This is a genomic window from Paraburkholderia sp. IMGN_8 (assembly GCF_038050405.1).
GTDB lineage: Bacteria > Pseudomonadota > Gammaproteobacteria > Burkholderiales > Burkholderiaceae > Paraburkholderia.
Genome location: NZ_CP150901.1, coordinates 533,215 through 559,635 on the forward strand (window position 1 = coordinate 533,215; position 26,421 = coordinate 559,635).

Here is a 26,421-nt window from a genome sequence, read left to right on the forward strand (position 1 = left end):
GTTTATCCGCTGGCGCCTATGACGGAATATTCAGGAATCACTATCTATACTGATGGTTGATGTGCAACACCACGTCCGAGGGCCGCCACCATGGTCAATTTGACAAGGCGCCAGTTCCTGACGCTCACCGCCACATCGCTGGCCGGATCGAGTATCGCCCTGATGGGGTTCTCGCCGGAACCAGCGCTCGCGGAGGTTCGGCAGTACAAGCTGGCGCGTACCACTGAAACCCGCAACACCTGCCCGTATTGTTCAGTGGGTTGCGGCATCCTGATGTACGGGCTGGGCGACGGCGCGAAAAACGCCACGGCCAGCATTATTCATATCGAAGGCGACCCGGATCACCCGGTGAATCGCGGCACGTTGTGCCCGAAGGGCGCAAGCCTCATCGACTTCATTCACAGCCCGAGCCGCCTGACGCATCCGGAGTATCGCGCGGCTGGCTCGAACGAATGGAAGCGGATTTCGTGGGATGACGCGCTCGACCGTGTCGCGAAGCTGATGAAAGAAGACCGCGACGCCAACTTCGTCGAAACTACCGAAGACGGCAAGAAGGTCAACCGCTGGCTGACGACCGGCATGCTGGCCGCGTCGGCGAGCAGCAACGAGGTCGGTTACCTGACGCACAAGGTGGCCCGCAGCATGGGGCTACTGGGTTTCGACAACCAGGCGCGTGTCTGACACGGCCCGACGGTGGCAGGTCTTGCCCCGACGTTTGGCCGTGGAGCGATGACGAACCATTGGGTCGACATCAAGAACGCGGACGTGATTCTGGTGATGGGCGGCAATGCCGCCGAGGCACACCCGTGCGGTTTCAAATGGGTCACCGAAGCAAAGGCTCACCGCAAGGCGCGCCTGATCGTGGTCGATCCGCGCTTTACGCGTACCGCGTCGGTTGCCGACTATTACGCGCCGATTCGCACCGGGACGGACATCGTCTTTCTGGGCGGGGTGATCAACTATCTGCTCACCAACGACAAGATCCAGCACGAGTACGTGAAGAACTACACGGACATGCCGTTCATCGTTCGTGAAGACTTCTCGTTCACGGACGGTCTGTATTCCGGCTACAACGCCGACAAGCGCAGCTACGACAAGAGCTCGTGGGACTATGAGCGTGGCGACGATGGCTTCGTGAAGGTGGACGCGACACTGCAACATCCACGTTGCGTGTACAACCTGATGAAGCAGCACTACGCGCGCTATACGCCGGAAATGGTCGAAAAGACCTGCGGTACACCTAAGGATCAATTCGTGAAGGTGTGCGAGATGCTCGCGACCACGGCCGTGCCGGGCCGCGCCGGAACGATCCTGTATGCACTTGGCTGGACCCAGCATTCGGTCGGATCGCAGATGATCCGTACGGGTGCGATGGTGCAACTCCTGCTCGGCAACATCGGCATTGCGGGCGGCGGGATGAACGCGCTGCGCGGGCACTCGAACATCCAGGGGCTGACGGACCTCGGACTGTTGTCGAACCTGCTGCCGGGGTACATGACGCTGCCGTCGCAAGCTGAACAGGACTACGACGCATATATAACGAAGCGCACGACGCAGCCATTGCGGCCGAACCAGTTGAGCTACTGGAAGAACTATCGAAGCTTCTTCGTTAGTCTGATGAAAGCATGGTGGGGCGACACGGCGACAGCTGGGAACAACTGGTGCTTCGACTACCTGCCGAAACTCGACAAGCCATACGATATGTTGCAGGTGTATGAGCTGATGAACCAGGGCAAGATGACCGGCTACATCGCGCAGGGCTTCAACCCGCTTGCCGCGGCGCCGAACAAGGCGAAGATGACCGCCGCTTTTTCGAAGCTGAAGTGGCTCGTGATCATGGATCCGCTCGCCACCGAGACATCGGAGTTCTGGAAGAACCATGGCGAGTTCAACGACGTCGATGCGTCGAAGATCCAGACCGAAGTGTTCCGGCTGCCTACCAGTTGCTTTGCCGAAGAACGCGGCTCGCTCGTCAACTCGGGGCGCGTGCTGCAGTGGCACTGGCAGGGCACCGTGCCGCCCGGCGAAGCGAAGAGCGATCTGGAAATCATGTCGGGTCTGTTCCTGCGCGTCCGCAAGATGTACCAAGGGCAGGGCGGCAAGTTTCCGGACCCGATCGTCAATCTGAGCTGGCCGTATGCGAACCCCGCAAGCCCCATGCCTGAAGAACTGGCGATGGAATATAGCGGCAAGGCGTTGGCCGACGTGGCTGACCCGAAGGACCCGGCCAAGGTGCTCGTGAAACGAGGCGATCAGCTAGCGGGTTTTGCGCAACTCAAGGATGACGGCAGCACATCGAGCGGCTGCTGGATCTTTTGCGGTGCGTGGACGCAGGCGGGCAACCAGATGGCGCGGCGCGACAACGCCGACCCGACGGGCATCGGGCAGACGCTCGGCTGGGCATGGGCGTGGCCGGCAAACCGACGCATTCTGTACAACCGGGCGTCATGCGACATAAGCGGCAAGCCGTTCGATCCGACTCGCAAGCTGATCGCGTGGAACGGCAAGACCTGGGGCGGAGCTGACATACCGGACTACAAGGTGGACGAACCACCGGAAGCCGGCATGGGGCCGTTCATCATGAACCCGGAAGGGGTCGCGCGTTTCTTTGCGCGCGATGGGATGGCCGAAGGCCCGTTCCCTGAACATTACGAGCCGTTCGAGACGCCGCTCGGCTACAACCCGCTCCATCCGCAAAACGCGCAAGTAACGAGCAACCCGGCGGCCCGCGTGTTTCCGGGCGACCGTGCGGCGTTCGGCAAGGCAGCGGAATTCCCGCATGTCGCGACGAGCTACCGGCTCACCGAACACTTCCATTACTGGACGAAGCACGCGCGGCTCAACGCGATCACTCAGCCGGAGCAGTTCGTCGAGATCGGAGAAGATCTCGCGAAGGAAGTCGGCGTGGCGGCCGGAGACCGGGTGAAGGTGTCGTCGAATCGCGGGCACATGGTTGCGGTGGCGGTGGTGACCAAACGCATCAAACCTCTGATGATTGACGGCAAGAAGGTGCAGACCGTCGGTATTCCATTGCATTGGGGCTTCAAGGGCCTCGCGAAACCGGGCTATCTGATCAATACGCTTACGCCAGTGGTCGGCGACGGCAATACGCAGACGCCGGAATTCAAGTCCTTCCTCGTGAAAGTCGAGAAAGCCTGACCACGTGAGAGGAGAACACGATGGCACTGCAATCGCTCGATATCAAGCGCGTGTCGGCCACTACGGTGCAGCCGCCGTCAGCGCGCGAGCCGGCTACGGGCAGCGTCGCGAAGCTGATCGACGTCACCAAGTGCATCGGCTGTAAGGCGTGTCAGACCGCGTGCATGGAGTGGAACGACCTGCGCGACGAAATCGGCACGAACGTCGGCGTCTACGATAACCCGCCCGACCTGACCGAGCACTCGTGGACGGTGATGCGATTTGCCGAATACGAGAACCCGGATGGCAACCTCGAATGGCTGATCCGCAAAGACGGTTGCATGCATTGCGAAGATCCCGGCTGCCTGAAGGCGTGTCCTTCACCTGGCGCGATCGTCCAGTACACGAACGGCATCGTCGATTTTCATGAGGAAAACTGCATCGGCTGCGGCTATTGCATCACCGGCTGTCCATTTAACATTCCGCGCATCTCGAAGCGGGATCATCGTGTGTATAAATGCACGCTATGCTCGGATCGCGTCGCGGTGGGCCAGGAGCCGGCGTGCGTGAAGACGTGCCCAACCGGAGCGATCGTGTTCGGCACCAAGGACGACATGAAGCAGCACGCGGCGGAACGCATCGAGGACCTGAAGGAGCGCGGCTTCGAGCATGCGGGCTTGTACGATCCACCGGGCGTCGGCGGCACGCATGTGATGTACGTGCTACACCATGCGGACAAACCATCGCTGTACCACGGGCTGCCGGACAATCCGAGGATCAGCCCATTGGTCGGTTTGTGGAAGGGCGTGGCGAAGCCGCTTGCATTGGGTGCGATGGCGCTGGCGGCGCTCGCAGGGTTTTTCCACTATACGCGCGTCGGCCCGAACGAAGTCACGCAAGAAGAGGAGGCTGCTGCCCGCGACGAGGCGCGCCGCCCGAAGGAGGGTTCCGATGAAAGTTGACCAGAATGCGGCAGACGCGAACCGGATTGTTCGCTATACCGCTGACGAGCGCACCAACCACTGGATTACCGCGATCAGTTTCGTGCTGCTCGCGTTGTCCGGGCTCGCGCTGTTTCATCCGTCGATGTTCTGGCTCACCGCGCTTTTCGGCGGCGGACAGTGGACGCGCATTCTGCATCCGTTCGTCGGCATAGTGATGTTCGTGTCGTTCCTGATTCTTGCGCTGCGCTTCTGGCATCACAACCTGCTCGACAGGGGCGACCTCCAGTGGCTCAGGCAGATCGACGATGTGCTTGCGAATCGCGAAGACAAGCTGCCCGAGGTCGGTCGCTACAACGCCGGACAGAAGCTGCTCTTCTTTCTGATGGTCGCATGCCTGATCTTGCTGCTGCTAAGCGGCATCGTGATCTGGCGACGCTATTTCTCGGACTACTACCCGGTCTCGGTGATACGGCTGGCGGCGGTGATTCATGCGGCAACGGCGTTCGTGCTGATCGTGGGGATCATCGTGCATATCTACGCGGCGCTGTGGATCAAAGGCTCGATCGGCGCGATGACGCGCGGCACCGTGACGCTCGGCTGGGCGAAGAAGCACCATCCACGCTGGTTCCGTGAGAGCATCAAATAGGGCGCTGTCGAATAAAGCATAACGCGGAGAAATTTAAATAAGAAACTGAACGGTAAGTTGTGGCTAAATTTCGGTGCTCGCACCGGTATTTAAACCAGAAATCGATCGAATTTCACGGAAGTTAACCAAAAAGCGAATTTATTTTCAACGTGCTCTAAGTGTTTGATTATGTGGGGGGCGATGTGCGAGAGATTGGTGGGATAAAACGAAACCTGAACGTCTAGTCGCGAGAATCCCTCTCGAAATGTCGCGTGAAGTAGGGTTAAGCAGAATTTGGAACGAGAGGCCGGCGCCTGTTGAACGGACGATCGGTTAGGCGTCTAATGTTCGGCCATTGCTGCCGCTGGGACCGGGTGGCCTCTGCGTCAGCAATGTGGCTGATTGCTGACGCAGGTGGTATTGAGCAGCCGAACGACAGCTTTCTCGATCAGCGAACTCACCCTCCCGACCCGATTCGGCCCTTCGGTCCCGCAGGAGTTCAACGGCAGCTATCAAGGTACAACAGCCACTCGTGCCGTCTTGTCGGCCGGCAAGTGATCGTCGAGTACGGACCTGCGCGCACCCGAACACCGTGCCTGCCGTGATCGCCGGTTCATGCGATCATCAGCAATAGCCTGACGGACCGTTCGCATGCGATTTTCATTCTCCTCACCGAGGATCCGAAGCCGCGCTTCGCGGTTGTGGGGTGGGTACTGCGAGCCGCTCGTCCGATCACCAACCGCCCTGGCTCGAATTGTCCTTACCCGTGAAACCAGACACCCGTGAGCCCGAGCGGCCATCGAGTCCCGCCGGGCGTATCCAGTCGCGTTGGGTCAACGGGCTTACTGTGGCACGCAACTACCGGCTTGCATGGCTGCCCCACGACGCGATGGCTGGCCTCAGCCTGAGCGCCGTCCTCGTGCCCGCGGGGATGGCCTACGCGGAGGCCGCCGGTTTGCCCGCCGTATCCGGGCTCTATGCGTCGTTCGCGGCGCTGCTTGCCTACGCCCTTTTCGGCCCGAGCCGGATCCTCGTGCTGGGTCCGGACTCCGCGCTAGTCGCGCTGATCGCGGCGAGCGTCGCGCCGCTTGCGCATGGCAACGCGGAGAGCGCGCTCGCCTTCGCGGGCGGGCTCGCTTTACTGTCCGGTGCGATCTGCGTGGTGGTCGGCACGCTGAGGCTGGGCTTCGTCGCCGAACTGCTTTCGCTGCCGATCCGCTACGGCTATCTCAACGGAATGGCGCTGACAATCGTCGTCGGGCAAACACCCAGGCTGCTTGGCTTCCAGGTGCACGGCGAATCATTCCTGCAGCAGGTGCGCGAACTCGCGAGCGGCGTCGTTGCGGGCCAGACCAATGTGCTGGCCGTTACGATCGGCGTTACGGCGCTCGTCGCGATCCTCGGTTGCAGGCGCTGGTTGCCGAAGGTGCCCGGCGTGCTCATCGCGGTCGCGGGCGCGACCATTGCGGTCGCCGCGCTGGATCTCGCACAGCGCTTCGGGCTGGCGGTGGTGGGCAACGTGCCGCAAGTGCTGCCGGCGCCACGCATTCCGGCGCTCGCACTCAACGAGTGGACGGCGCTTCTCGGCGGCGCTGCCGCCGTTGCGCTCGTCTCATTCACCGACATCAGCATCCTGTCGCGCACCTATGAGGCGCGCAGCGGGGAAGCAGTCGATCGCAACCGGGAGTTCGTCGCGCTCGGGCTCGCGAACATCGCGGCGGGCGTCGCGCATGGGTTCGCCGTGAGCGCGAGCGCTTCGCGCACGCCGGTCGCTGAAGCGGCAGGGGCGAAGACGCAGGCGACCGGCGTCTTCGCGGCCCTGATTGTCGCGGGGCTGTTGCTATTCGCGCCACAGGCGCTGCGCAACACACCGCAGGCAGCGCTTGCGGCGGTCGTTATCGCCGCCTGTCTCGGGATGCTCGAAGTGCGCGGAGTATTGCGGCTTTATCGGCTGAGACCGAGCGAGTTCGCGCAATCGATCGTCTGTCTGCTCGGTGTCGCGATGATCGGGGTCGTGAACGGTATCGGCATTGCGCTTGCGCTCGCGGTTCTCGGGTTCCTGTGGCGGGGGTGGCGTCCGCATTCCGCTGTGCTCGGTCGCGTCGATCAGATTAAGGGCTATCACGACGTCGCCCGCCATCCGGAGGCCCACCGCATTCCCGGGCTCGTCCTGCTGCGATGGGATGCGCCGCTCTTCTTCGCCAACGCGGAGATTTTTCGCGAGCGCGTGCGGCAGGCAGTGCGCGAGGCGCCGACAAAAACTGTGTGGATCGTCATCGCAGCTGAACCGGTGACAGACGTCGACCTCACCGCCGCCGACACGCTCGCGCGGCTTCATGACGAACTGCTCGCGTTGAACGTCACGCTATGCTTCGCGGAGCTGAAGGGGCCCGTGAAGGACAGCCTGAAGCACTACGGCCTGTTCGAGATGATCGACGAGCAAAACTTCTTCCCTACCATCGGACAGGCGGTGAACCGCTATCTGGAGTCGCATGCGGTCGAATGGCACGATTGGGACGATGAGGCGTAGGCGCGTCGCGCTGACCCCTACAGGCGGTAAGGAGGACAACCGAGCCAGATAGCGCGAGTGTCCGGTGTCGGGGTGGATAGGACATTCAAATGTCTGTACGAACGCGCGTGCCAGCGGCGGTAAATGGCCGATACTGTTGCCTGTCGTTGCCACAGCATCCGGTCCCTTTCAAGTGCGGGCACAAGCGCCCTGCTACTACGGCTTTCATGGTTGCAATGGGGCTACACTGAAAGAGCAATCGAAGCAGGAGAAAGCCATGACAAACTCTGACCCTACAAGCACCTTCCGAGGGCTGCCGCTTACCGCGGAACAGGACGCGGAAGTAAGACACTACATAAAGGTCCGAACGCAGCGTGGCCTGCCGTGGGATACGTCTGAACTGAACGCGATGCTCAAAGACATGCTGCAGCCCCCAGGTGACGGCAACGACGAATTCGATGCCCCGGCAGACGGAACGAAAGCTGCCGCCGAGCGCGCAATGGCGTCGGTTGACGAAGCGATGGAACCCATCGAGGCGAGCGAGGAACGGAATGCGGCCATGGAGTCGGAAAGCATGAAAGGGCCCAGGCGATAGAACGGCAAGCAATAGTGACGTTTGCTTCCTGGCAGCACCGATACGGGGGCGATTACGACGCGTACCTCATGGGTGCGGTGCGCAGATTTCCACACTTGAGCGGGTGTCGTCGGTCCCCATAACGATAGGGCTCCACGACGTCTCCGTTGAACACAAGGGGGCCGAACATGCGGCTGATCGAACCGGATGAACACAAAGAATTTCTAGCGACCCTGGAGCGCAGTGGTTTGGCAGAAGGCGATTTCGCTCTTCTGGAAACAGATACGACGGACCCGAAAGGTGACGAGAACCTTGGTCTACAGGGCTACGTCACCATAGCCCGGCTATCGACGCAGGTTACGAAGGAATACGTGATCGGCGACGAAAGCGATTGGCTACAGCATTTCACGAAGGATCTCGAAGCGGGCGTCTTCAACGGGCCGGAATGAGAGTTCGAATGCTATCGAAGTGCAGGTGAAAGATGCCTGGCCACGCGGATATCGTTGTGGGCTTCGAGCACGAAGCCGACGCGCGGCGCTTCTGGGATGCGATGCGATCGGGGCTGGAAGAGTTCTCGCTTGAGCTACATCCGGACAAGACGAGGCTGCTGGAGTTCGGCCGCTATGCAGCGGTCAACCGCCAGAGCCGGGGTCGTGGCCGACCGGAGACCTTCACCTTCCTGGGTTTCATTTTTATCTGCGGCAGGTCTCGTCGCGCGGCTTTCCAGTTACAGCGGAAGACTCGAGGGGATCGCATGCAGGCGAAACTCAGGCAGATCAAGGAGGCGCTACGGAAGCGCATGCACGAACCGATTCCAGTGCAAGGGCATTGGCTCCGGCAGGTGGTTCGCGGATACTTTGCGTATCACGCGGTGCCCACCAACTCGCGGGCACTCGGCGCCTTTCGACATCACGTCACCGATCTATGGCGGCGCACGCTCCGGCGGCGTAGTCAGAAGGACGCCATGACGTGGGAGCGAACGAGACGAGTCGCCAATGCCTGGCTTCCGCCCCCTCGAATCCTTCATCCGTGGCCTGATCGGCGCTTCGCCGTCAAACACCCGAGGTAGGAGCCCGGTGCCCGAATTGGGCACGCCGGGATCTGTGCGGGGGGGCTCAGTAATGGGCATCCCTACCGCAATCCTTATATGGACACCGCCCGGTTTGCCAAGTTGATTTTGATGTGACGTCTAACGAGATGTCGGTTGCGGTCTTATATTCGGCTTACCGCAAGCCGAAGCCGCGAGCCCTGATGGAATTTTCCAGGAACGTCCTCATCTCGACCACGCGCTTTCAAGTGCAAGGCCGTGTTCAGGTTTGCGTTCCTACGGTCCGACCTGTTTTGCCATCACGTTTGAATCAACCTCAGCAACCTATCGATAAATCCATGTTCATTCGAATTCGCACTTGCTAGACCGGTCTCACGCTTACGTGACTCTTCTCGTATCTGCTGTCGTGAGCGAGAATTGCCCATGCCGTGCGTGCCATCTTGTTAGCCAGCGCTATCGTTGCAGAACATACAGGTTTACGCTGTCTGCTAAGAGTGGGAAGCGTCAAATTGTGCAATTATCCGCGACCTGTCGTCGGGGTCCTGCATCTTTAAGCTGCACCTAATCCCTGCTTTCGCACAATCAAATTCCAGCCAGTTTTTGGTGTCGGCAACCTTCGGTCTACCTCGCGATTAAACACGAGGCAATACCCAGGAACGATAGCTGAGACCTGTTCGTTCCTGCATCGAAGCATGCTCTTGGAGATGGTGATGAACGGCCGGAAACGATTGGTTAAATTGGGTGCAGCGCTCAGCATGGGCGGGATGGCTCTGGCATGCTCGACCACAGCGGACGCGAGCGTTGTGGTGGGAGTGGCGGGTCCTATGACGGGGGAGTACGCGTCGGGGGGTGACCAGTTTCGCAAGGGCGCAGAACAGGCAGTGAAGGACCTCAACGCGTCAGGCGGTTTGCTTGGACAGCAACTCGACCTGGTCGTCGGTGACGACGTTTGCGATCCCAAGCAGGCAGTCTCTGTTGCAAACAGCTTCGTCAACAAGAAGGTGGCGTTCGTCGACGGTCACTGGTGCTCGAGTTCCACGCTGCCGGCGTCCGATGTCTACAACGATGCGCAGATCCCGCAGGTCACCGTGTCGACCAATCCCAAGATCACGGAGCGCGGAATCAAGGGGATCTTCCGTATCACCGGCAGAGACGATCAGCAGGGACAGGTCGCGGCCGACTATATCGCCGCAAACTTCAAGGGTAAAAAAATCGCCGTCATTGACGACAAGACGGCGTATGGCGGCGGTCTGGCGGACGAGATTGCAAAAGATCTGGCGGCGAAGCAGACCCCCGTGGCGCTGCGCCAGTCGATCACAGCCGGTGAGAAGGACTACTCCGGCCTGATCAGCAAGCTGAAGGCGAACGGCATTCAGATCCTTGCCTACGGCGGCTATTACCAGGAAGTGGCGCTGATCCTTCGCCAGGCGGCGCAGGCCGGACTGGATATGACCGTCCTCGGCGGCGACACGCTGACGAACAATGAACTGGTTACCGCGGCTGGACCGGAGATCAACAAGGTTCTGTTTACCTTCCCGCCCGACCCGCGCAAGAGTGCGGCAGCTGCAAAGGTCGTGGCGGCGTTTCGTGCGCAGAAGATCGAGCCGGAAGGCTACATGCTGTACTCGTACGCCGCCATGCAGGTTTTTGCAGAGGCTGCGAAGAAAGCCAACTCCACGGACTATGCGGCGATCGTGAAGCAGCTTCACAACGGATCGTTCAGCACGGTAGTCGGCCAGGTGGACTTCGACGCGAAAGGCGATCTGAAGAGCCCGGGCTATGTGGTCTACCGGTGGAAGGGCAACAACTACGACTATGTGAAGTGACACGTCCTGTCCAGTCTACGTAGCACGGAAAGAGGCGGTGCGTCAGTCCACTGCGTCGCCTCTGCAGCGGATTCACCGGAGAGGACATGAGCCAGGCATTGCAACAACTGATTAACGGGCTGACCTTGGGCGCCGTCTACGGCCTGATCGCGATCGGCTACACGATGGTCTACGGCATTATCGGCATGATCAATTTCGCTCATGGCGATATTTACATGGTGAGCGCGTTCATCGCCGTGACCTGCTTCACGCTGCTTGCAGGCAGCGGGATCTCGTCGGTCGTGGCGAGCATTGCAATTACGCTGATCGTATCGATCGCACTGACGTCCGTATTCGGATGGACCGTCGAACGTGTCGGTTATCGGCCGCTCCGCGGGTCCAATCGACTCGCGCCACTGATCTCGTCGATCGGGATTTCCATCTTCCTGCAGAACATGGTTCAGCTTACTCAAGGCGCGCGAGTCAAGTCTATTCAGCCGCTCGTGACGGGAGGCGTGAACCTTTTCTCCGGTCAACAATTTCATGGGGCATACGTCTCGTATGTGCAAATCCTCATTGTTTCGGTCACGATCCTGTTGATGTGCGCCTTCACGTTGTTCATCAATAAAACACCTTTCGGCAGACAGCAGCGAGCCTGTGAGCAGGATCAGCGGATGATGCAGTTCCTCGGCTACAACGTCGATCGGATCATCGCACTGACGTTCATGATCGGCGCCGCACTGGCGGCCGTCGCAGGCGTCATGGTGACGCTCTACTACGGCGTGATCGATTTCTCGATCGGATTCGAGGCGGGTATCAAGGCGTTTACCGCAGCCGTGCTCGGCGGCATCGGCTCGATTCCTGGGGCAATGCTGGGCGGTGTGATCATCGGGTTGATCGAAGCATTCTGGGCTGCCTACCTCTCGCCCGAATACAAGGATGTGGCCACGTTCGTAATCCTGATTGTGGTCTTGATGTTTCGTCCATCCGGGCTTCTGGGCCGACCCGAAGTGGAGAAGGTGTGATGAGTTCGACAGTCATGCAAGAAACGAATCTACGTTTTCGCGTCAAGGATGCACTTGGCGCGGCGCTGGTCGCGGGTCTCGTCGGTTTGCCTATTCTGGGTTTGACGACGCGAGATGGCACCAATGGTCTCGAGGTTCAGACACGATGGGCGCTACTGGCGGCTTTCATTGCGATCGCATTTGCAGGGCGCATCGTCATGCAGCTTTTGCTGCAGCGTTTTAGTCTTTTTTCAAAGCGCCGGTCACGCGCCAGACCCGCTCCTCAAGTCGCGGGTAACGGCTCGCTTGCCTGGGCCGGCGCCGGATGCGTGGCTTTCGCGGTGCTGTTACCCGCGTTGTTTGCTGGAAACCGCTACGTCGTCGATACAGCGACGACCGTACTGATCTACGTCATGCTTGGCTGGGGCCTGAATGTCGTTGTCGGTCTGGCGGGGCTGCTGGACCTTGGCTATGTCGCGTTCTATGCGGTAGGTGCGTACACATACGGCCTGTTGTCGACGCATTTCGGCTTTGGTTTCTGGCAGTGTTTGCCGATCGCCGGTGGCCTCGCTGCGGCGTTCGGCATGCTGCTTGGTTACCCAACGCTCCGGCTCAGAGGCGACTATCTGGCCATCGTCACGCTCGGATTCGGGGAAATCATACGGTTGATACTCGTGAATTGGGGCGACGTGACAGGCGGACCCAACGGCGTCTCGTCCATTCCGAAGCCGACCTTCTTCGGGCTCCCCATGCAGGCGTCTGGCGATGGTCCGACCTTCTCGACCGTATTTGGCCTTGATTACTCGCCCGGCCAGCGAGTCGTCTTTCTGTACTACCTCATCCTCGCACTCGCGCTGCTGACGAACCTCCTCGTCTCGCGGCTCAGGCGGTTGCCCGTTGGGCGCGCGTGGGAAGCGGTGCGCGAAGACGAGATCGCCTGCAAGGCGATGGGCATCAATGTGACGAACGTGAAGCTCTCGGCTTTTGCGACTGGCGCAATGCTGGCCGGATTCGCCGGCGTGTTCTTCGCCGCACGGCAGGGGTTCATTTCGCCGGAGAGCTTCACATTTTCGGAGTCGGCCACGATTCTCGCGATCGTGGTGCTCGGCGGCATGGGAAGCCAGCTCGGCGTCGTCCTTGCGGCAGCCTTGCTGGTGATTTTGCCCGAGTTAGGGCGCGATTTCTCCGAGTACAGAATGCTTCTTTTCGGTGTCGCAATGGTGTTTATCATGGTCGTGCGGCCCGGCGGGCTGATCAGCCATCGCCGTGCGACTGTCAGCGCGCCTGGCGTGGAGGCAAAGCCATGAACGCCTCCACTTCGCTGCTCAGCGTTGAGAATCTCACAATGCAGTTTGGCGGGCTTCGCGCGATCGAAGACCTGTCCATGACGGCGCGCGCAGGAGAGGTGACGTCGGTGATCGGGCCGAACGGAGCCGGAAAGACGACATTTTTTAACTGCCTGACGGGCTTTTACAAGCCGACCGAAGGCGCCATTACGTTGGGGCATCCCCGTCATGGGACGCTTCGGCTGGATGCGATGAAGAATGTCGACGTGGCGAGGATTGGCCAGGTCGTGCGGACGTTCCAGAACATACGACTGTTCCCGCGCATGACCGTGCTCGAAAACCTGTTGATCGCCCAGCACAATGTGTTGCAGGACGCGTCCAGGTTCTCGATTGCTGGCGCACTCAACGCGCGGTCGTTTCGACGCGCGAACGACAAGGCGATAGACAACGCTTTGACGTGGCTCGAGCGCTTAAGCGTTCGGGATATGGCCAACAAACCTGCTGGCGACATGCCATACGGGGTGCAGCGTCGCGTCGAGATCGCGCGCGCGATGTGCGCAGGCCCCATTCTGCTCTGCCTGGACGAGCCGGCCGCCGGCCTCAATCCGCGCGAGTCGGCAGAACTCACCACTCTGTTGACCTCGCTCGCCAGGGAGCAGGGTATTGGCATATTGTTGATCGAGCACGATATGAGCGTCGTCATGAAGGTTTCAGACCATATTGTCGTGCTCAATCACGGGAAGAAAATTGCAGAAGGCTTGCCTTCCAACATCAAGGTGAATCCCGAGGTGATCAGCGCATACCTCGGCGAGGACGACGAGACGTCGTCACACGATGAAGCATCGCAGGAGAAATCAGCTCATGCTTAAGATTACCGAACTCAGTGCCCACTATGGCAGCGTCCAGGCACTACGCGGGGTCAGTCTGAGTGTGAAGACCGGCGAGATCGTCACGTTGATCGGCGCGAACGGCGCAGGCAAGTCGACACTGATGAATACCATTTTCGGCCATCCACGGGCCAGCGGCGGCACGGTCGAATTCGACGGACAGAATATTTCGAAACTGCCATCGCATGCGATCGGCAAACTCGATATTGCGGTTGTGCCCGAAGGGCGCCGTATCTTTCAGCGGATGACCGTGCTCGAGAATCTCCTGATGGGCGATACATCGGGCAACCGCCGGACCGCGGATGATCTCGAACGCATGTACGAGATGTTCCCGATCCTGAGAAGCAGAGCCTCGCAGCGTGCCGGCACGCTGTCAGGAGGGGAGCAACAGATGCTCGCGATAGGACGCGCATTGATGTCACAGCCGAGATTGCTCCTGCTCGATGAGCCGTCGCTCGGTCTCGCGCCGATCTTCATCAAGAAGATTTTTTCGGTCATCAAGGAGTTGAACGAGCAGCTCGGGATGACGATTCTGCTTGTCGAACAGAACGCTCATCACGCTTTGCGCGTCGCGCATCGAGGGTACGTGCTCCAGCACGGACAGATCGCCCTCGACGGGAGCGGTGCTGAGTTGCTGGCCAACCCTGCTGTGCGGGCGGCGTATCTGGAGGGCAATACCGCTCAATTGGATGCGGCCTGAACGGTGATCTGGAGGGCGCGGGGTGCTCGCCCCCACTTTTCGACGTTCGAGGCAGGGGAGTTGCGGCAATTCTCCGCAGAGCTATGGTGCCCCGTAGGTGAGTTGATCGCCGTTGCGGGAAGGGGTTCTCCAGCCTGCGTAGGGGCGCCTATCCTCAAGAAATGTGCAGAATTCCGCGAAAATTAGCCGAGCCCCCTCAAGACCGGAATTTCACAAAGATCCAGAATGCTGTAAACCGAATCGATCGCCGCCACGGGGATTGCGTTCCAGAATGAGGGCCGATCCATGAGCCTGCCTGCTGGGACGGCACGGGACGATTGCGGCATATACGGAACGAATTCAAGTGTAGGCCACCGGCCCGCACGCTCAATGAACTGGTTTTTTGTGGAGTTTTCGCATGAAAGTGCTCATCGTGTTCGCTCACCCCGAACCCAAGTCGTTCAACGGTGCGCTGAAAGATACGGCTGTCTCGAACCTGAAAGCGCAGGGGCACGAGGTTCAGGTAACCGACCTGTATCAATTGAAGTGGCGGCCCGAGCTCGGCGTCGAAGACTTCGTGGGTGAGCGTTTCAATCCTGACTTCCTCGATCTTTCGGCGGAACAGGAACATATGTTCGGGACGTCCACGAAACCGACGCCGGATGTTTACGCCGAGCAGCAGAAGGTGCTCTGGTCCGATCTGATCATCTTCCAGTATCCGATGTGGTGGTTCGGGATGCCGGCGATTCTGAAGGGCTGGGTGGATCGCGTGATGACCCGCGGATTCGCCTATGCGACCGGGCGAAAATACGAGACCGGTATGTTCAAGGGCCGCAAGGCGATGGTCTCGACCACGACGGGAACGGCCGCGAGCCTTTACGAGCCGGACGGTGTCGACGGTGATATCAATCACATTCTCTGGCCGATCCACAACGGGATCTTCAATTACCTTGGCTTCGATGTGCTGCCGCCGCATGTGTCGTGGATGCCTGGCCGCGTGAGCGCCGAGGAGCGGCAAGCGTACCTCGACTCCTACGCAGCGCGGTTGCGCTCGCTCGAGAGCACGGAGCCCTTGTTCTTTCATCCGTTTGCGGACTTTGGTCCCGACCAACGTTTGAAGCCAGGTGTCGTGGCACGTTCCGGCTTCCAATGGAACCCGGTCGTCGGCCAGTCGCATGATGATGCGGCAGAAACGTACACGCCGAAGAAGATTGCGAAGGCGGGATGATCCGGTGTGACGTCGGGCCGCAGCTGCTTTCGAAAGCTTCTGTGGCCCAGCATCAAAACTGACCAGGAGTGAAACACACGATGGAAAAGCTGCCCATGTTTCAGAAGCTGCACCACATCTGCATCGTGGTTCGTGACATTGAGAAGGCCGTGAAGTATTACGAGTCGATTGGCGTCGGACCGTGGACTAATTTTCCGCCGATGGATGCGTACGAACTGGACGGCTACGATCGTCCGGCCTTTCTGAAGATGCGTTATAAGTTCGCGAACATCGACAACGCCCAGTTGCAGCTTTGCCAGCCGGGAGATGGAGACACGCCGCAACGACGGTTCCTGGACTCGCGCGGCGAGGGCGTTTTTCATCTCGGCTTCTCCGTCGAGAGTTGTGACAAGGCGGAGGAACAGGCAGCGAGCGCCGGACTGGATGTCCTGGCACGCGGGCGTCTCGATGATCGAAGCGGCTTCACGTACTTCAAGACGGTCAACGAAGGCGCTGGAGTCACGTTGGAGGTTCGGGCACCGAGTACCAAGGCAGTTCAATGTATCAAGTCCTGATACACACTTGCAAAGCACTTCCCAGAATTCTTCTTTGCACTCGACAAGACAGTTCTTACAGCGTCGGGCAGTCATTGCCCGGCGAGCGGTTCCAGTGAGTCACCATCGAGGTGATCCCCCGGAAGCAAGTCGGCGGCGGGGCAATGCCACGGCCGTGAATGCGAAGCGTTGTGCAAGGCAACGCGTGATCCTTTCGTTATCCCAGTCACCCTAATCGAATTCGAAACTGCCCCGCGGTACGCCGCGGGGCATCGTCACACTTATCTCATGACGAACGGGTTTGCAGTCTTGACCCCCGTATTGATCCAGACGCTCTTCGTTTGCAGATACTCGCGGATCGCGTCGATACCATTCTCGCGGCCAAGCCCAGAATCCTTGTAGCCACCGAACGGCGACATGTAGCTCACCGCGCGATAGCTGTTCACCCAGACCATGCCGGCTTGCAGCTTCTCAGCGACGCGAATGGACCGGCCAATATCCTTAGTCCAGACGCCTGAGCCAAGTCCGAAGCGCACGTCGTTCGCAAGTGCGACCGCCTCGTCTTCGTCCTTGAACTTGATGATCGACAGGATGGGGCCAAAGACTTCTTCCTGCGCGATCCGCATCTGGTTGTTGACGTCACCGAAAATGGTCGGCTCGACGAACCAGCCGTTACCACATTCGGGTGCGCTGCCGGGCTTTCCGCCGAGCAGCAACGTCGCGCCTTCCTGCTTCGCGGTTTCAATGTAGGACAGGACCTTCTGGTATTGCGGACGTGTTGTTACCGGCCCGACCTGTGTATCCATACTAGATGGATCACCCATTTTTGCGGTCCGTGCCAGCGTCAGAAGTTTTTCGACGAAGGTGTCGTAGATGCTCTCCTGCAACAACAGCCGCGAACCGGCAATACAGGTCTGTCCGGTCGCGGCGAAGATGCCGGAAACCGCGCCATTCACTGCGTCTTCCAGGTCGGCATCCTGGAACACGATGTTGGGCGACTTGCCGCCGAGTTCGAGACTAACGTGTTTGAACTGACGTGCTGCCGCCTCGTTGATCGCGCGGCCAGTGGAATCCGCCCCGGTGAACGTGATCTTCTTGACGAGGGGATGTTCAACTAAAGGCGAGCCTACGTCCCTACCGAATCCGGTCACAACGTTCACTACGCCCGGCGGAAAGCCGGCTTCGGTGAAGAGCTTCGCAAACTCGATCGTGGACGCCGACGTGAACTCGGACGGTTTGATCACAACCGTGCAACCTGCGGCCAACGCGGGTGCAATCTTCCATGTGGCTAGCAAAAGCGGCGAATTCCACGGCGTGATTGCGGCGACGACACCCAGCGGCTCATTGCGCGTGAAATTGAAATATCCTTTCTTGTCGAGCGGAATGACGGCGCCCTGAATCTTGTCCGCCAGGCCGCCAAAATAGTAATACCACTGGGGCAGATACTGGCACTGGCCAAGCATTTCCGCCATGAGCTTGCCGTTGTCCCGAACTTCGAGCTCGGCAAGCCGCCTGGCGTCCCGCGCGATCAGGTCGCCGACCCGATGAAGCAGCAGGCCTCGCTGGCTCGGAGACATCTGTGACCATGGTCCTGTACTGAATGCGGCGTGCGCCGCTTGCACAGCTCGATCGACGTCGGTCCCGCTGCCTTTTGCAATCTGCGCCCAGGTTTCTCCCGTGAACGGATTTTCCGTATCGAACCATTCGCCCGAAGTTGACTGGCGTGATTCGCCGTTGATGTACATCTCAAATCGTTGCATGACTTTCGTCTCCTATTGAATCAGGCGCCAACGGGCACACGTCGCTGGGACTCTGCGAGGATTTCCTGGGCCTTTAAAATGACCGGCCGGTCGACCATGCGGCCGTCCACCGCAACGGCCGCGCCGTGGGATGCGGCTGCGCCTTCGACAACCCGGTGCGCCCATTCGACATCCTTCTCGCTGGGGACGAACGCAGCATTGACCGCAGCCACCTGCCGGGGATGAATACAAAGCTTGGCGCCGAAGCCGAGCCGCTTTGCACGAATCGTGTCGCGCGTGATCTGCTCGGGATCGTCGAGCGTGGTACTGACCCCGTCCACCGGTGGAAGCAGATTGCCGATGCGAGAGGCGAAGACGATCTGTGAGCGGAAGTACAGGAGCTGCTCATCGTCGCCGTCAATGCCGAGGTCGAGCTGGAAATCCACATTGCCGAATACGAGCCGGGTGGTCAGCCGGTGCTGGGCGATAGCGACCACATTCCGAAAGCCCTGGGCAGTTTCGATCATAGGCAGGATGTCGGTCGGCTTGCCGGCGAACTCGCACAGGAAGATATCGTCGATGCGTTCCGTCTTGGGCAGCATGACGGCGGAGACGGATGGCGCTCGGCATACTGCGATGTCGTCGCGAAACCACTCGCTGTTCACGTCATTTACCCGCACGGCGACTGGCGCGCTGTTTGTCGACAGCCACTCGGCGAGGGCCGCCCGAGCGATCTTCTTCTCGGTGGGAGGCACTGCATCCTCCAGATCGATAACGACCACATCGACGCCCGACGCAGCCGCCTTGGCAAATCTGTCCGGTCGATTGCCGGGCACGAAGAGATAGGAGCGGGGTGCAAGGTCAGCCATGTTGAGCCTCCAGTTTCGATTCGGTGAGCAGTTTGGGTACGACAGTTGCATCGGTAACCGCCCATACCGACGCGATGGAGCGCTTGAGTTCGTCTTCAGTGGCCGCATTGCCATACAAACCCAACGTGATCGTTTTGTGCTCGAGTTCAGCGCGCGTGAGCGTGTTGCCTGGATCACCCTTGGGGTCATCCACGCGGCCCTCAAACCTGCGGCCGTCTTTCGTCTGAACGATGACCTTTCCGATCCAGCGTGACGGATAAGCCGTATCGACCTCAGGGTCGAGCACCATCGAAACTTTGTTGCAGAAGTGCGCGATCCTGCTTTCCTTGTAATGGCCGTCGAACTCACGTACGCCCGCATGGCCGAATTCCGCGACCAGAGCGAGGACGGTGCCCATGGAGAACTTCGCCTGATGGACTGTCCTCGGATCGGTTACCGGTCCAAGGACATCAATCGCAGCCTGGTGAACATGAGTCACCACCGTCTCGATGTCATTCGGCACGAGCTTCTCGCGCTGAATAACCTGCAGCAGAGCATCGGCTGCCGGATGAGTGTGCCGGCAGGAAGCGTGATACTTGAAGGACGTTTCGATCAACGCCCATCGCCTGCCGAGCGCGTCGGCGAGTTTGTCCGGATGCGTTAGCGTGGACATGCCGGCCCCCATGCCTTTTGCGCCCTCGAAGATGTCCTTCGCGCCGGTGAAGCCGTCGGCCGCCAGGTAGGCTGCGAGAAGACCGTTCGCCGCAGCCTTGGCCGTATGCAGTTGCTTGGAATCCGCGGCGTCTTTCAAAAATTCCCAGAGTCCGGCTGCCTGGGTGCCGGCGGAGCCAAACGCGTTCACCATCTGCTTGTCGTTCAATCGCAGAAGATTACCGACCGCTGCTGCGGCTGCGATCGTACCGACCGTACCGGTGGTATGAAAAATCTTGTAGTGCGACCGGCCGAGGAATTCACCGACACGGATTCCTACTTCATAGCCTGCGACTGATGCAGCGATGAACTCTTTGCCACTTCGGCCAAGCGCTTGCGCGGCGGCCCATGCTGCGGGGAAGACGACGGTTGCCGGGTGCAGGACCGAACTGTTGTGGAGATCGTCCTGTTCAGCGAAGTGCGATGCGGCGGCGTTGATCATCGCCGCGAAGAGCGGGCTGGTCGTTCGGCGGGAGATCAGTACTTCACAGGGACCGGACTGCGGCCCGAAAGCGAATGCGTGCTTCTGGATCGTCTCGACGGGGCGCGCTTCGCGGCCAGCCAGTGCTGATCCGAACCAGTCAAGGAAGAGGTCTTCCGTGCGTGCCACCACGTCTTTGGGGATCTGTTCAAACTTGAGATTGGCCGCAAACGAAGCAAGAATCTGGGTGTTGCTCATAACAGGCTTACCTTAACTGGGGCGTTAGATTACGGCCGCTTCACGAAGCTCGCGGATGGCATCTGTCGAAAAACCCAATTCATTCAAAAGGGCTTCGGTGTGTTGACCTAACGCGGGCACGGCGTCCAGTCGAACATCGGATGCTGTACTGACGCCTGGCGGCAGCAAGGTGGGAATGACGCCGGCAGGGGAATCGATGTTCACCCAGCGATTGCGTTCTTTAAGCTGGGGATGCGACCACACGTCGGGCATATCATTCATCCGTGCGTTGGCGATCTGCGCGGCATCCAGCCGACTGATGACTTCTTCCGAAGTCAGTTTGCTGAATGCGGCGACAATGATCTCGCGCAATACCTCGCGTGCCGCTACCCGCTTCGAGTTGGAACTGAAACGAGGATCGATGGCGAGTTCAGGTTCCAGCAGAACCTGCGCGCAGAAGACACCCCATTCACGCTCGTTCTGCAATCCCAGCATGACTGTCTTTGCATCGCCGGCAGGGAAGGGGCCGTAGGGGTAGATGGTCGCGTGAGCAGCGCCGGCGCGAGGTGGCGGGGATGCACCATCGAACGCGTAGTAAAGGGGATACGTCATCCACTCCACCATGCTCTCGAGCATCGAGACATCGATTTCCCGTCCCAACCCGGTTTTCGATCGTTGCAGAAGCGCGGAGAGGATGTTCGTATAGGCGTACATCCCTGCAGCGATGTCAGCAATGGAACAGCCGGCTTTTGCCGGTGAGTCCGGACCGCCGGTAATCGACAGGAACCCGGATTCACTCTGGATCAGCAGGTCGTAGGCTTTCTTGTCGCGATAGGGACCATCGGATCCGTAACCGGAGATGTCGCAGACAATCAGGCGGGGATACTTGTCATGCAACGCTTCATACGACAGACCCAGTCGCGCCGCGGCGCCGGGTGCCAGGTTCTGCACCAGCACGTCGGTGTCCTCAAGCAGGCGCTCGAAAATCCCCTGCGCTTGCGGGGCCTTGACGTCTAGCGTGAGGCTCTCCTTCGATCGGTTGCACCATACAAAGTGCGAGGCCATGCCGTGCACGCGCTCATCGTAGGCACGCGCAAAGTCCCCGACACCTGGGCGTTCGATCTTGATCACGCGTGCGCCAAGATCCGCAAGTTGACGGGTACAAAACGGTGCTGCAATCGCGTGTTCGAGGGTGATGACCTTCACGCCGTCCAGCGGTTTCATGTCCGTATCCTCAGAAAGAGCGCGGCAGCCCGAGCAGATGCTCGGCTACGTACGAGAGAATGAGATTGGTCGAGATCGGCGCGACCTGATAGAGCCGTGTCTCACGGAATTTGCGTTCGACGTCATATTCGTTCGCAAAACCGAAGCCGCCGTGGAACTGCAGGCATGCATTCGCGGCCTCCCACGAAGCGTCCGCGGCGAGCAGCTTTGCCATGTTGGCTTGTGCGCCGGCTGGCTGTTTGGCGTCGAAAAGCTCGCAGGCCTTATATCGCATCAAGCTCGCCGCCTCGACGTTGACGTGCGCGCGGGCGATGGGAAACTGCACGCCCTGGTTTTGTCCGATCGGGCGGCCGAAGACGACGCGTTCCTTGACGTACTTACAAACCTTGTCGAGGAACCAGTACCCGTCACCGATACACTCAGCCGCAATCAATGTCCGCTCGGCATTCAGGCCATCGAGGATGTACTTGAAGCCTTTACCCTCTTCGCCGATGAGGTTTTCGACGGGAATCTCGAGGTTGTCGAAAAAGAGTTCGTTGGTCTCGTGATTCACCATGTTCGGGATGGGGCGAACGGTCATGCCTTTGCCGATCGCCTGATGCAGGTCGACCAGAAATATCGACATGCCTTCGGATTTCTTCGCGACCTGATCGATCGGAGTGGTCCGCGCCAGCAGAATCATGAGATCGGAATGCTGGATCCGGGAGATCCACACCTTCTGACCGTTGACGACGTATCTGTCGCCTTTGCGAACCGCGGTTGTCTTGAGCTTGGTGGTGTCGCTTCCGGTCGTCGGCTCGGTCACGCCCATCGACTGAAGCCGCAACTTTCCGCTGGCGATTTCCGGAAGGTACCTGGCCTTTTGCTCTGCCGAGCCGTGCCTGAGCAGTGTCCCCATGTTGTACATCTGTCCGTGACACGCGCCGGAATTGCCACCGCTGCGGTTGATCTCTTCCATGATCACCGAAGCTTCGGTCAGTCCGAGCCCCGAGCCGCCATATTCCTGTGGAATAAGGGCAGCCAGCCAACCGGCGTCGGTTAGGGCTTGCACAAAGGTCTCGGGGTAGGCTCGTTCCTCGTCGATCTTGCGGAAATACTCGGCGGGGAAGTTGGAACACAAATCGCGAACCGCTTCGCGAATGTCCTGATAGGGGTCAACGTTAGCCAGCACTTGTCTCTACTCCTCAGAGTTCATTTTTGAAAAACATACGCAGGTGCCGTTAGCGTCGCCTCGGCATCGACGCACAACACGCCATCGGAATTGGCTGCCCAGAGCTTCACTTCGGTCGATCCGGGGGCGCGGGCCGCGTAGAGATGAAACGGGGCCAGGTCAAACAGCGGGTTGACCGCTTTGAAGGAGAAAGACGCGATCGATTCGCCGGGAAGGCTGCGCCGGACGAGATCAATCAGCAACGTCGCAGTCAGCGGCCCGTGGACGACCAGCGCCGGATAGCCTTCCTGCTCCTGGGCATAGGTGCGGTCATAGTGAATGCGGTGTCCGTTGAAGGTATCGGCGGAGTAGCGAAAGAGCAGGACCGGGTCGGGCACGATCTCTTGCTTCCAGGTGAACTCCGCCGGCGCGATCGGGCCGGTTGCCGCGGTGTACGCCGTCGTCGCGGACTCGCGGTACACAACGTCCTGTTCTTCTGAAATCAGTGGACCTTCGAGGTCTTCCAGTTCGTGACGCAGACGCACAAACACCAGCTTTCCGGTGCGTCCTTCCTTGGCGGCTACGTCGAGAATCTGCGACGTCCTGGTGACTTCGCTGCCGACCACGGGTGGGCGCTCGAACCAGATGCGGCTGCCCGCCCACATACGTCTGGGCAGTGGCACTGGCGGCAGGAATCCACCGCGTTTCGGATGTCCGTCCGCGCCGACCTGCGATTGCGAAACAATGTGAGGAAAAAGCGCCCAGTGCCACAGCGGAGGCAACGGACCGCCGGCACGCGGGACGTCCTCATAGTCCAGCGTAGCGGCGAGTTGTTGCGCGAGACGTGGGGAGACGAATTCGCGTTCGGCCTGTGTACGGCCGATCCAGGAGCGCAGGTAGTTGAGTTCAGCAGTCATGGGGTCGTCGGGTAGCCTCGTTCACGCTAGATTGACGCACCCGCCTGCTGACTACAATTTGTGTGTGGAGAAGAGGGCTTTAAACGCAGACTAACTGCTGACGCTCAGGCCGACTGGGACTCGCGATCGGATTTGCACTTCTGCGTGAGAAGGTCGACCAGTTCCCGCGCGAAAGACGGCAGCAGGTCGAGATTGCGCACGCAGATCAGCAGATTGCGCGTCGCCCAGTCGTTCTCGATTTCAACGAGCCGGATGTTCATGGTTTTGACGTAGCGCACCGCTGACGAGCAGGGCAACACGCCGATCCCGACGTTGGCCTCGATCATTCGGCACAGCGCTTCGAAGTTACCTACTTCAATTCGCACCTGAAGTTTCTTGTGCATGTCGCTTGCTACGCGGTTCAGAAAGGTATGAATCGCGCTGGCTTCGGGCATTCCGACGAAGTCAAACCCGCTTGCCTCTTCAAATGGAATGGAGGTCTTTCCGGCGAGGGGGTGCGAATTCGAGACCGCCAATATGAGCCGGTCTGAGCGGTACGGCAGGACTTGCAGGGATTCAGGCCTGACATTGCCGGCGACTATGCCGACGTCCGCAGTGCCTTCACTGACCGCACGCACCACGTCATGGCTCAGCCGTTCGCGAAGCTCGACGTTCACGTCGGGATGATTGGCGAGAAAGTCACGCAGGTCGTTAGGCAGGAATTCAGTCGTAGCGGTGGTGTTCGCAAAGATCCGCACATGACCTTTGATGCCGCGCGCGTACTCCTGCATGTCGCCACGCAACTGCTCGAGCTGCGACAGGACGAGCCGTGCGTGGTGTAGGAATGCCTGGCCCGGTGGCGTGAGGGTAACCCCCTGGCTGGTCCGATACAGCAGTTTGGCCCCCATGCTTTCTTCCAGATTCTTGATCCGGGTGCTCGCTGCGGGTACAGACATATGAAATCGCTCGGCACCACGCGTCAAGCTATCCGTCTCAGCAATACATGTGATAAGACGAAGATCAACTAGATCGAAATGCATGGCCATGATACGTGCTCCGAATGAAGAGATGCCCCGTGGATAAAGTGTAGCAAATAGCAGAAATCCGCAAATCAGTATTTACGATGTTTTCCATCATATTTTCTAGAATCTATATAGTGGCGGGCTATTAGAGATGATTTGCGTGATTGGCATTTTTATAATTATGCAAAACTCCGCAAAATTAAAGGCGACTAGATCAAGACCGAAACAATTTCGCGCTGGACAATCGGTTCACGGTAGCGTGCCGCGTTCGTCAGAGCGGCAGAGCAGCCCAAACCATTCAATCTGGAGAAAGCGATGTTGATTGCGTCGTTCAAGAACGAGCCGCTCGATTTGTTCGACACCGAAAGTGCCAAAGCAGACATGCAGCAGGCGCTGAAAAAGGTGCGTGCCGAGTTTGGCAAGACCTATCCCCTGGTTATCAATGGCGAGCGCGTGCAGACCGAAGCGACACTCGTCTCGACGAATCCGTCGAATCCGGACGAGATCGTCGGCTATACCGCCAAGGCGACGACGCGGCACGCGGACGCTGCGCTGGAAGCAGCCTGGGCGGCCTTCGAATCGTGGAAGCGTTGGAGCCAGGAGGATCGATCGCGCGTCATGTTGAAGGCCGCGGCAATCATGCGCAGGCGCAAGCGCGAGCTCGAGGCGTGGCTGGTCTATGAAATCGGCAAGAACTATGTCGAAGCAAGTGCCGAAGTCGCGGAAATGATCGACTTCACCGAGTACTACGCACGTCAGGCGATCAAGCACATCGGCGGCCTCGGTTCGCTGATTGATTATTCGGGTGAGGAGAACGAGAGCTTCTACATCCCCCTGGGCGTGGGTGTGACGATTTCGCCGTGGAATTTCCCGATGGCGTTGATGACCGGCATGACGGTCGGCGCGATCGTGGTGGGTAATACGGTTGTTTGCAAGCCTGCGGAAGATACGGTGGTGTCACTGGCCAAGATCTTCGACATCTTCGCCGAAGCAGGTCTGCCGCCCGGCGTGGTGAATTATCTGCCGGGTACCGGACGCGAGATCGGTTCGTATCTGGTCGCCCATCCGAAGGCGCGCTTCATCAACTTCACGGGCTCGCTCGCAACCGGTGCCCAGATCAACGAGTCCGCTGCGAAGCTTGCCGAAGGCCAGAAATGGTTCAAGCGGGTCTTTCTTGAACTCGGTGGCAAGGACGCGATTCTTGTCGATGAAACGGCCAATCTCGATGACGCAGCGACTGCAGTGATCCAGGCAGCGTTCGGCTATTCCGGCCAGAAGTGTTCGGCCTGCTCGCGTCTGATCGTGGTGGATTCGGTCTACGACGCATTGCTCGAGAAGGTCGTTGCGAAGACGAAGGAACTCATTGTCAGCGAGGCGAAGGACAATCCCAGTTTTGGTCCGGTGTGCAATGAACTGCAGTACAAGAAGGTGCTGTCGTACATCGATATCGGCCACACCGAGGGCAAGCTTCTGACGGGTGGCAAGGCCGTGGAAAATGCAGCGGGCTATCTGATAGAGCCGACCATCTTCGGCGACGTCTCGCCTCGCGCGCGCATTGCACAAGAGGAAGTGTTCGGACCGTTCGTCGCTGCGATCCGCGTCAAGGATTTCGACGAAGGTCTGGCGGTGGTCAATGACACGGTCTACGGGCTGACCGGCGCGCTCTTCTCGAACGACCGCAGTCGCATCGAACGAGCACGCCGTGATTTCCACGTGGGCAATCTGTACTTCAATCGCAAGTGTACGGGCGCGCTGGTCGGTGTTCAGCCGTTCGGCGGCTTCAACCTCACGGGTACCGATACCAAGACGGGCGGTCCTGACTACCTTTTGCAGTTCCTGCAAATGAAGGCAGTGGCTGAACGTCTGTAAGCGTGCGTGTTCCGGGGCGCCGTCAACAGGCAGCCCCGGTTCAC

General features: G+C 59.5%; 22 protein-coding genes. 15 read left to right on the forward strand and 7 right to left on the reverse strand.

What is annotated here, in order from left to right; genetic code table 11:
- The first annotated feature begins 90 nt into the window (after positions 1–90).
- From fdnG to WN982_RS23720, 14 genes are all read left to right on the forward strand, one after another.
- A complete protein-coding gene (gene fdnG, locus WN982_RS23655) occupies positions 91–3,159 on the forward strand; it encodes a formate dehydrogenase-N subunit alpha (RefSeq protein ID WP_341318095.1) in 3,069 nt (1,022 codons plus the stop codon).
- Positions 3,160–3,179: 20 nt separating this feature from the next.
- Positions 3,180–4,100 carry a formate dehydrogenase subunit beta gene (gene fdxH / locus WN982_RS23660; RefSeq protein WP_341318096.1) on the forward strand — a complete coding sequence of 307 codons (921 nt, stop codon included), beginning with the start codon at positions 3,180–3,182 and terminating at the stop codon, positions 4,098–4,100.
- Complete coding sequence (locus tag WN982_RS23665) at positions 4,090–4,728, forward strand: formate dehydrogenase subunit gamma (protein WP_341318097.1); 639 nt, start codon at positions 4,090–4,092, stop codon at positions 4,726–4,728. Before fdxH ends, WN982_RS23665 begins: the two co-directional genes overlap by 11 nt.
- A gap of 745 nt (positions 4,729–5,473) precedes the next feature.
- On the forward strand, positions 5,474–7,237 hold the full coding sequence (locus tag WN982_RS23670) for a SulP family inorganic anion transporter (RefSeq protein WP_341318098.1): 1,764 nt from the start codon (positions 5,474–5,476) through the stop codon (positions 7,235–7,237).
- Positions 7,238–7,493: 256 nt separating this feature from the next.
- Positions 7,494–7,811 (forward strand): hypothetical protein, encoded by a 318-nt coding sequence (locus tag WN982_RS23675; protein WP_341318099.1) that lies wholly within the window; start codon positions 7,494–7,496, stop codon positions 7,809–7,811.
- Between the two features lie 167 nt (positions 7,812–7,978).
- Positions 7,979–8,239: a transcriptional regulator gene (locus tag WN982_RS23680; RefSeq protein WP_341318100.1), complete on the forward strand. Its 261-nt coding sequence runs from the start codon at positions 7,979–7,981 to the stop codon at positions 8,237–8,239.
- 56 nt (positions 8,240–8,295) lie between these two features.
- The gene (locus WN982_RS23685) at positions 8,296–8,859 is read left to right on the forward strand and encodes a hypothetical protein (protein WP_341318101.1); all 564 of its coding nucleotides are present in this window, start codon (positions 8,296–8,298) and stop codon (positions 8,857–8,859) included.
- 689 nt (positions 8,860–9,548) lie between these two features.
- Complete coding sequence (locus WN982_RS23690; RefSeq protein WP_341318102.1) at positions 9,549–10,664, forward strand: branched-chain amino acid ABC transporter substrate-binding protein; 1,116 nt, start codon at positions 9,549–9,551, stop codon at positions 10,662–10,664.
- A gap of 86 nt (positions 10,665–10,750) precedes the next feature.
- Positions 10,751–11,668, forward strand: coding sequence for a branched-chain amino acid ABC transporter permease LivH (locus WN982_RS23695; RefSeq protein ID WP_341318103.1), 918 nt, complete (start codon positions 10,751–10,753; stop codon positions 11,666–11,668).
- Complete coding sequence (livM, locus tag WN982_RS23700; RefSeq protein ID WP_341318104.1) at positions 11,668–12,954, forward strand: high-affinity branched-chain amino acid ABC transporter permease LivM; 1,287 nt, start codon at positions 11,668–11,670, stop codon at positions 12,952–12,954. The genes WN982_RS23695 and livM overlap by 1 nt, the downstream gene beginning before the upstream one ends.
- Positions 12,951–13,802 carry an ATP-binding cassette domain-containing protein gene (locus WN982_RS23705; RefSeq protein WP_341318105.1) on the forward strand — a complete coding sequence of 284 codons (852 nt, stop codon included), beginning with the start codon at positions 12,951–12,953 and terminating at the stop codon, positions 13,800–13,802. Before livM ends, WN982_RS23705 begins: the two co-directional genes overlap by 4 nt.
- Positions 13,795–14,520 (forward strand): ABC transporter ATP-binding protein, encoded by a 726-nt coding sequence (locus WN982_RS23710; RefSeq protein ID WP_341318106.1) that lies wholly within the window; start codon positions 13,795–13,797, stop codon positions 14,518–14,520. The genes WN982_RS23705 and WN982_RS23710 overlap by 8 nt, the downstream gene beginning before the upstream one ends.
- Positions 14,521–14,917: 397 nt before the next feature.
- Complete coding sequence (locus WN982_RS23715) at positions 14,918–15,727, forward strand: NAD(P)H-dependent oxidoreductase (protein WP_341318107.1); 810 nt, start codon at positions 14,918–14,920, stop codon at positions 15,725–15,727.
- Positions 15,728–15,807: 80 nt separating this feature from the next.
- Positions 15,808–16,281: a VOC family protein gene (locus WN982_RS23720; RefSeq protein WP_341318108.1), complete on the forward strand. Its 474-nt coding sequence runs from the start codon at positions 15,808–15,810 to the stop codon at positions 16,279–16,281.
- Between the two features lie 260 nt (positions 16,282–16,541).
- On the opposite strand, the gene WN982_RS23725 is transcribed toward WN982_RS23720, so the two are convergent.
- The 7 genes from WN982_RS23725 to WN982_RS23755 all read right to left on the reverse strand — a co-directional run bounded on the left by WN982_RS23725 (position 16,542) and on the right by WN982_RS23755 (position 24,526).
- The gene (locus WN982_RS23725) at positions 16,542–18,020 is read right to left on the reverse strand and encodes an aldehyde dehydrogenase (protein ID WP_341318109.1); all 1,479 of its coding nucleotides are present in this window, start codon (positions 18,018–18,020) and stop codon (positions 16,542–16,544) included.
- A gap of 20 nt (positions 18,021–18,040) precedes the next feature.
- Entirely contained in the window at positions 18,041–18,868 is an 828-nt protein-coding gene (locus tag WN982_RS23730) for a CoA ester lyase (RefSeq protein WP_341318110.1), read from the reverse strand.
- Positions 18,861–20,237 carry an MmgE/PrpD family protein gene (locus tag WN982_RS23735; protein ID WP_341318111.1) on the reverse strand — a complete coding sequence of 459 codons (1,377 nt, stop codon included), beginning with the start codon at positions 20,235–20,237 and terminating at the stop codon, positions 18,861–18,863. Before WN982_RS23735 ends, WN982_RS23730 begins: the two co-directional genes overlap by 8 nt.
- Before the next feature lie 24 nt (positions 20,238–20,261).
- Positions 20,262–21,440 carry a CaiB/BaiF CoA-transferase family protein gene (locus WN982_RS23740; RefSeq protein WP_341318112.1) on the reverse strand — a complete coding sequence of 393 codons (1,179 nt, stop codon included), beginning with the start codon at positions 21,438–21,440 and terminating at the stop codon, positions 20,262–20,264.
- A 10-nt stretch (positions 21,441–21,450) separates the two neighbouring features.
- Positions 21,451–22,611 (reverse strand): acyl-CoA dehydrogenase family protein, encoded by a 1,161-nt coding sequence (locus WN982_RS23745; RefSeq protein WP_341318113.1) that lies wholly within the window; start codon positions 22,609–22,611, stop codon positions 21,451–21,453.
- Between the two features lie 20 nt (positions 22,612–22,631).
- Positions 22,632–23,507, reverse strand: a complete 876-nt coding sequence (locus WN982_RS23750; RefSeq protein WP_341318114.1) for a MaoC family dehydratase N-terminal domain-containing protein — start codon at positions 23,505–23,507, stop codon at positions 22,632–22,634.
- 104 nt (positions 23,508–23,611) lie between these two features.
- On the reverse strand, positions 23,612–24,526 hold the full coding sequence (locus WN982_RS23755; protein ID WP_341319393.1) for a LysR substrate-binding domain-containing protein: 915 nt from the start codon (positions 24,524–24,526) through the stop codon (positions 23,612–23,614).
- A 297-nt stretch (positions 24,527–24,823) separates the two neighbouring features.
- Between WN982_RS23755 and pruA the strand changes: the two genes are divergently transcribed.
- A complete protein-coding gene (gene pruA / locus WN982_RS23760; protein ID WP_341318115.1) occupies positions 24,824–26,377 on the forward strand; it encodes an L-glutamate gamma-semialdehyde dehydrogenase in 1,554 nt (517 codons plus the stop codon).
- The last annotated feature ends 44 nt before the right edge of the window (positions 26,378–26,421 follow it).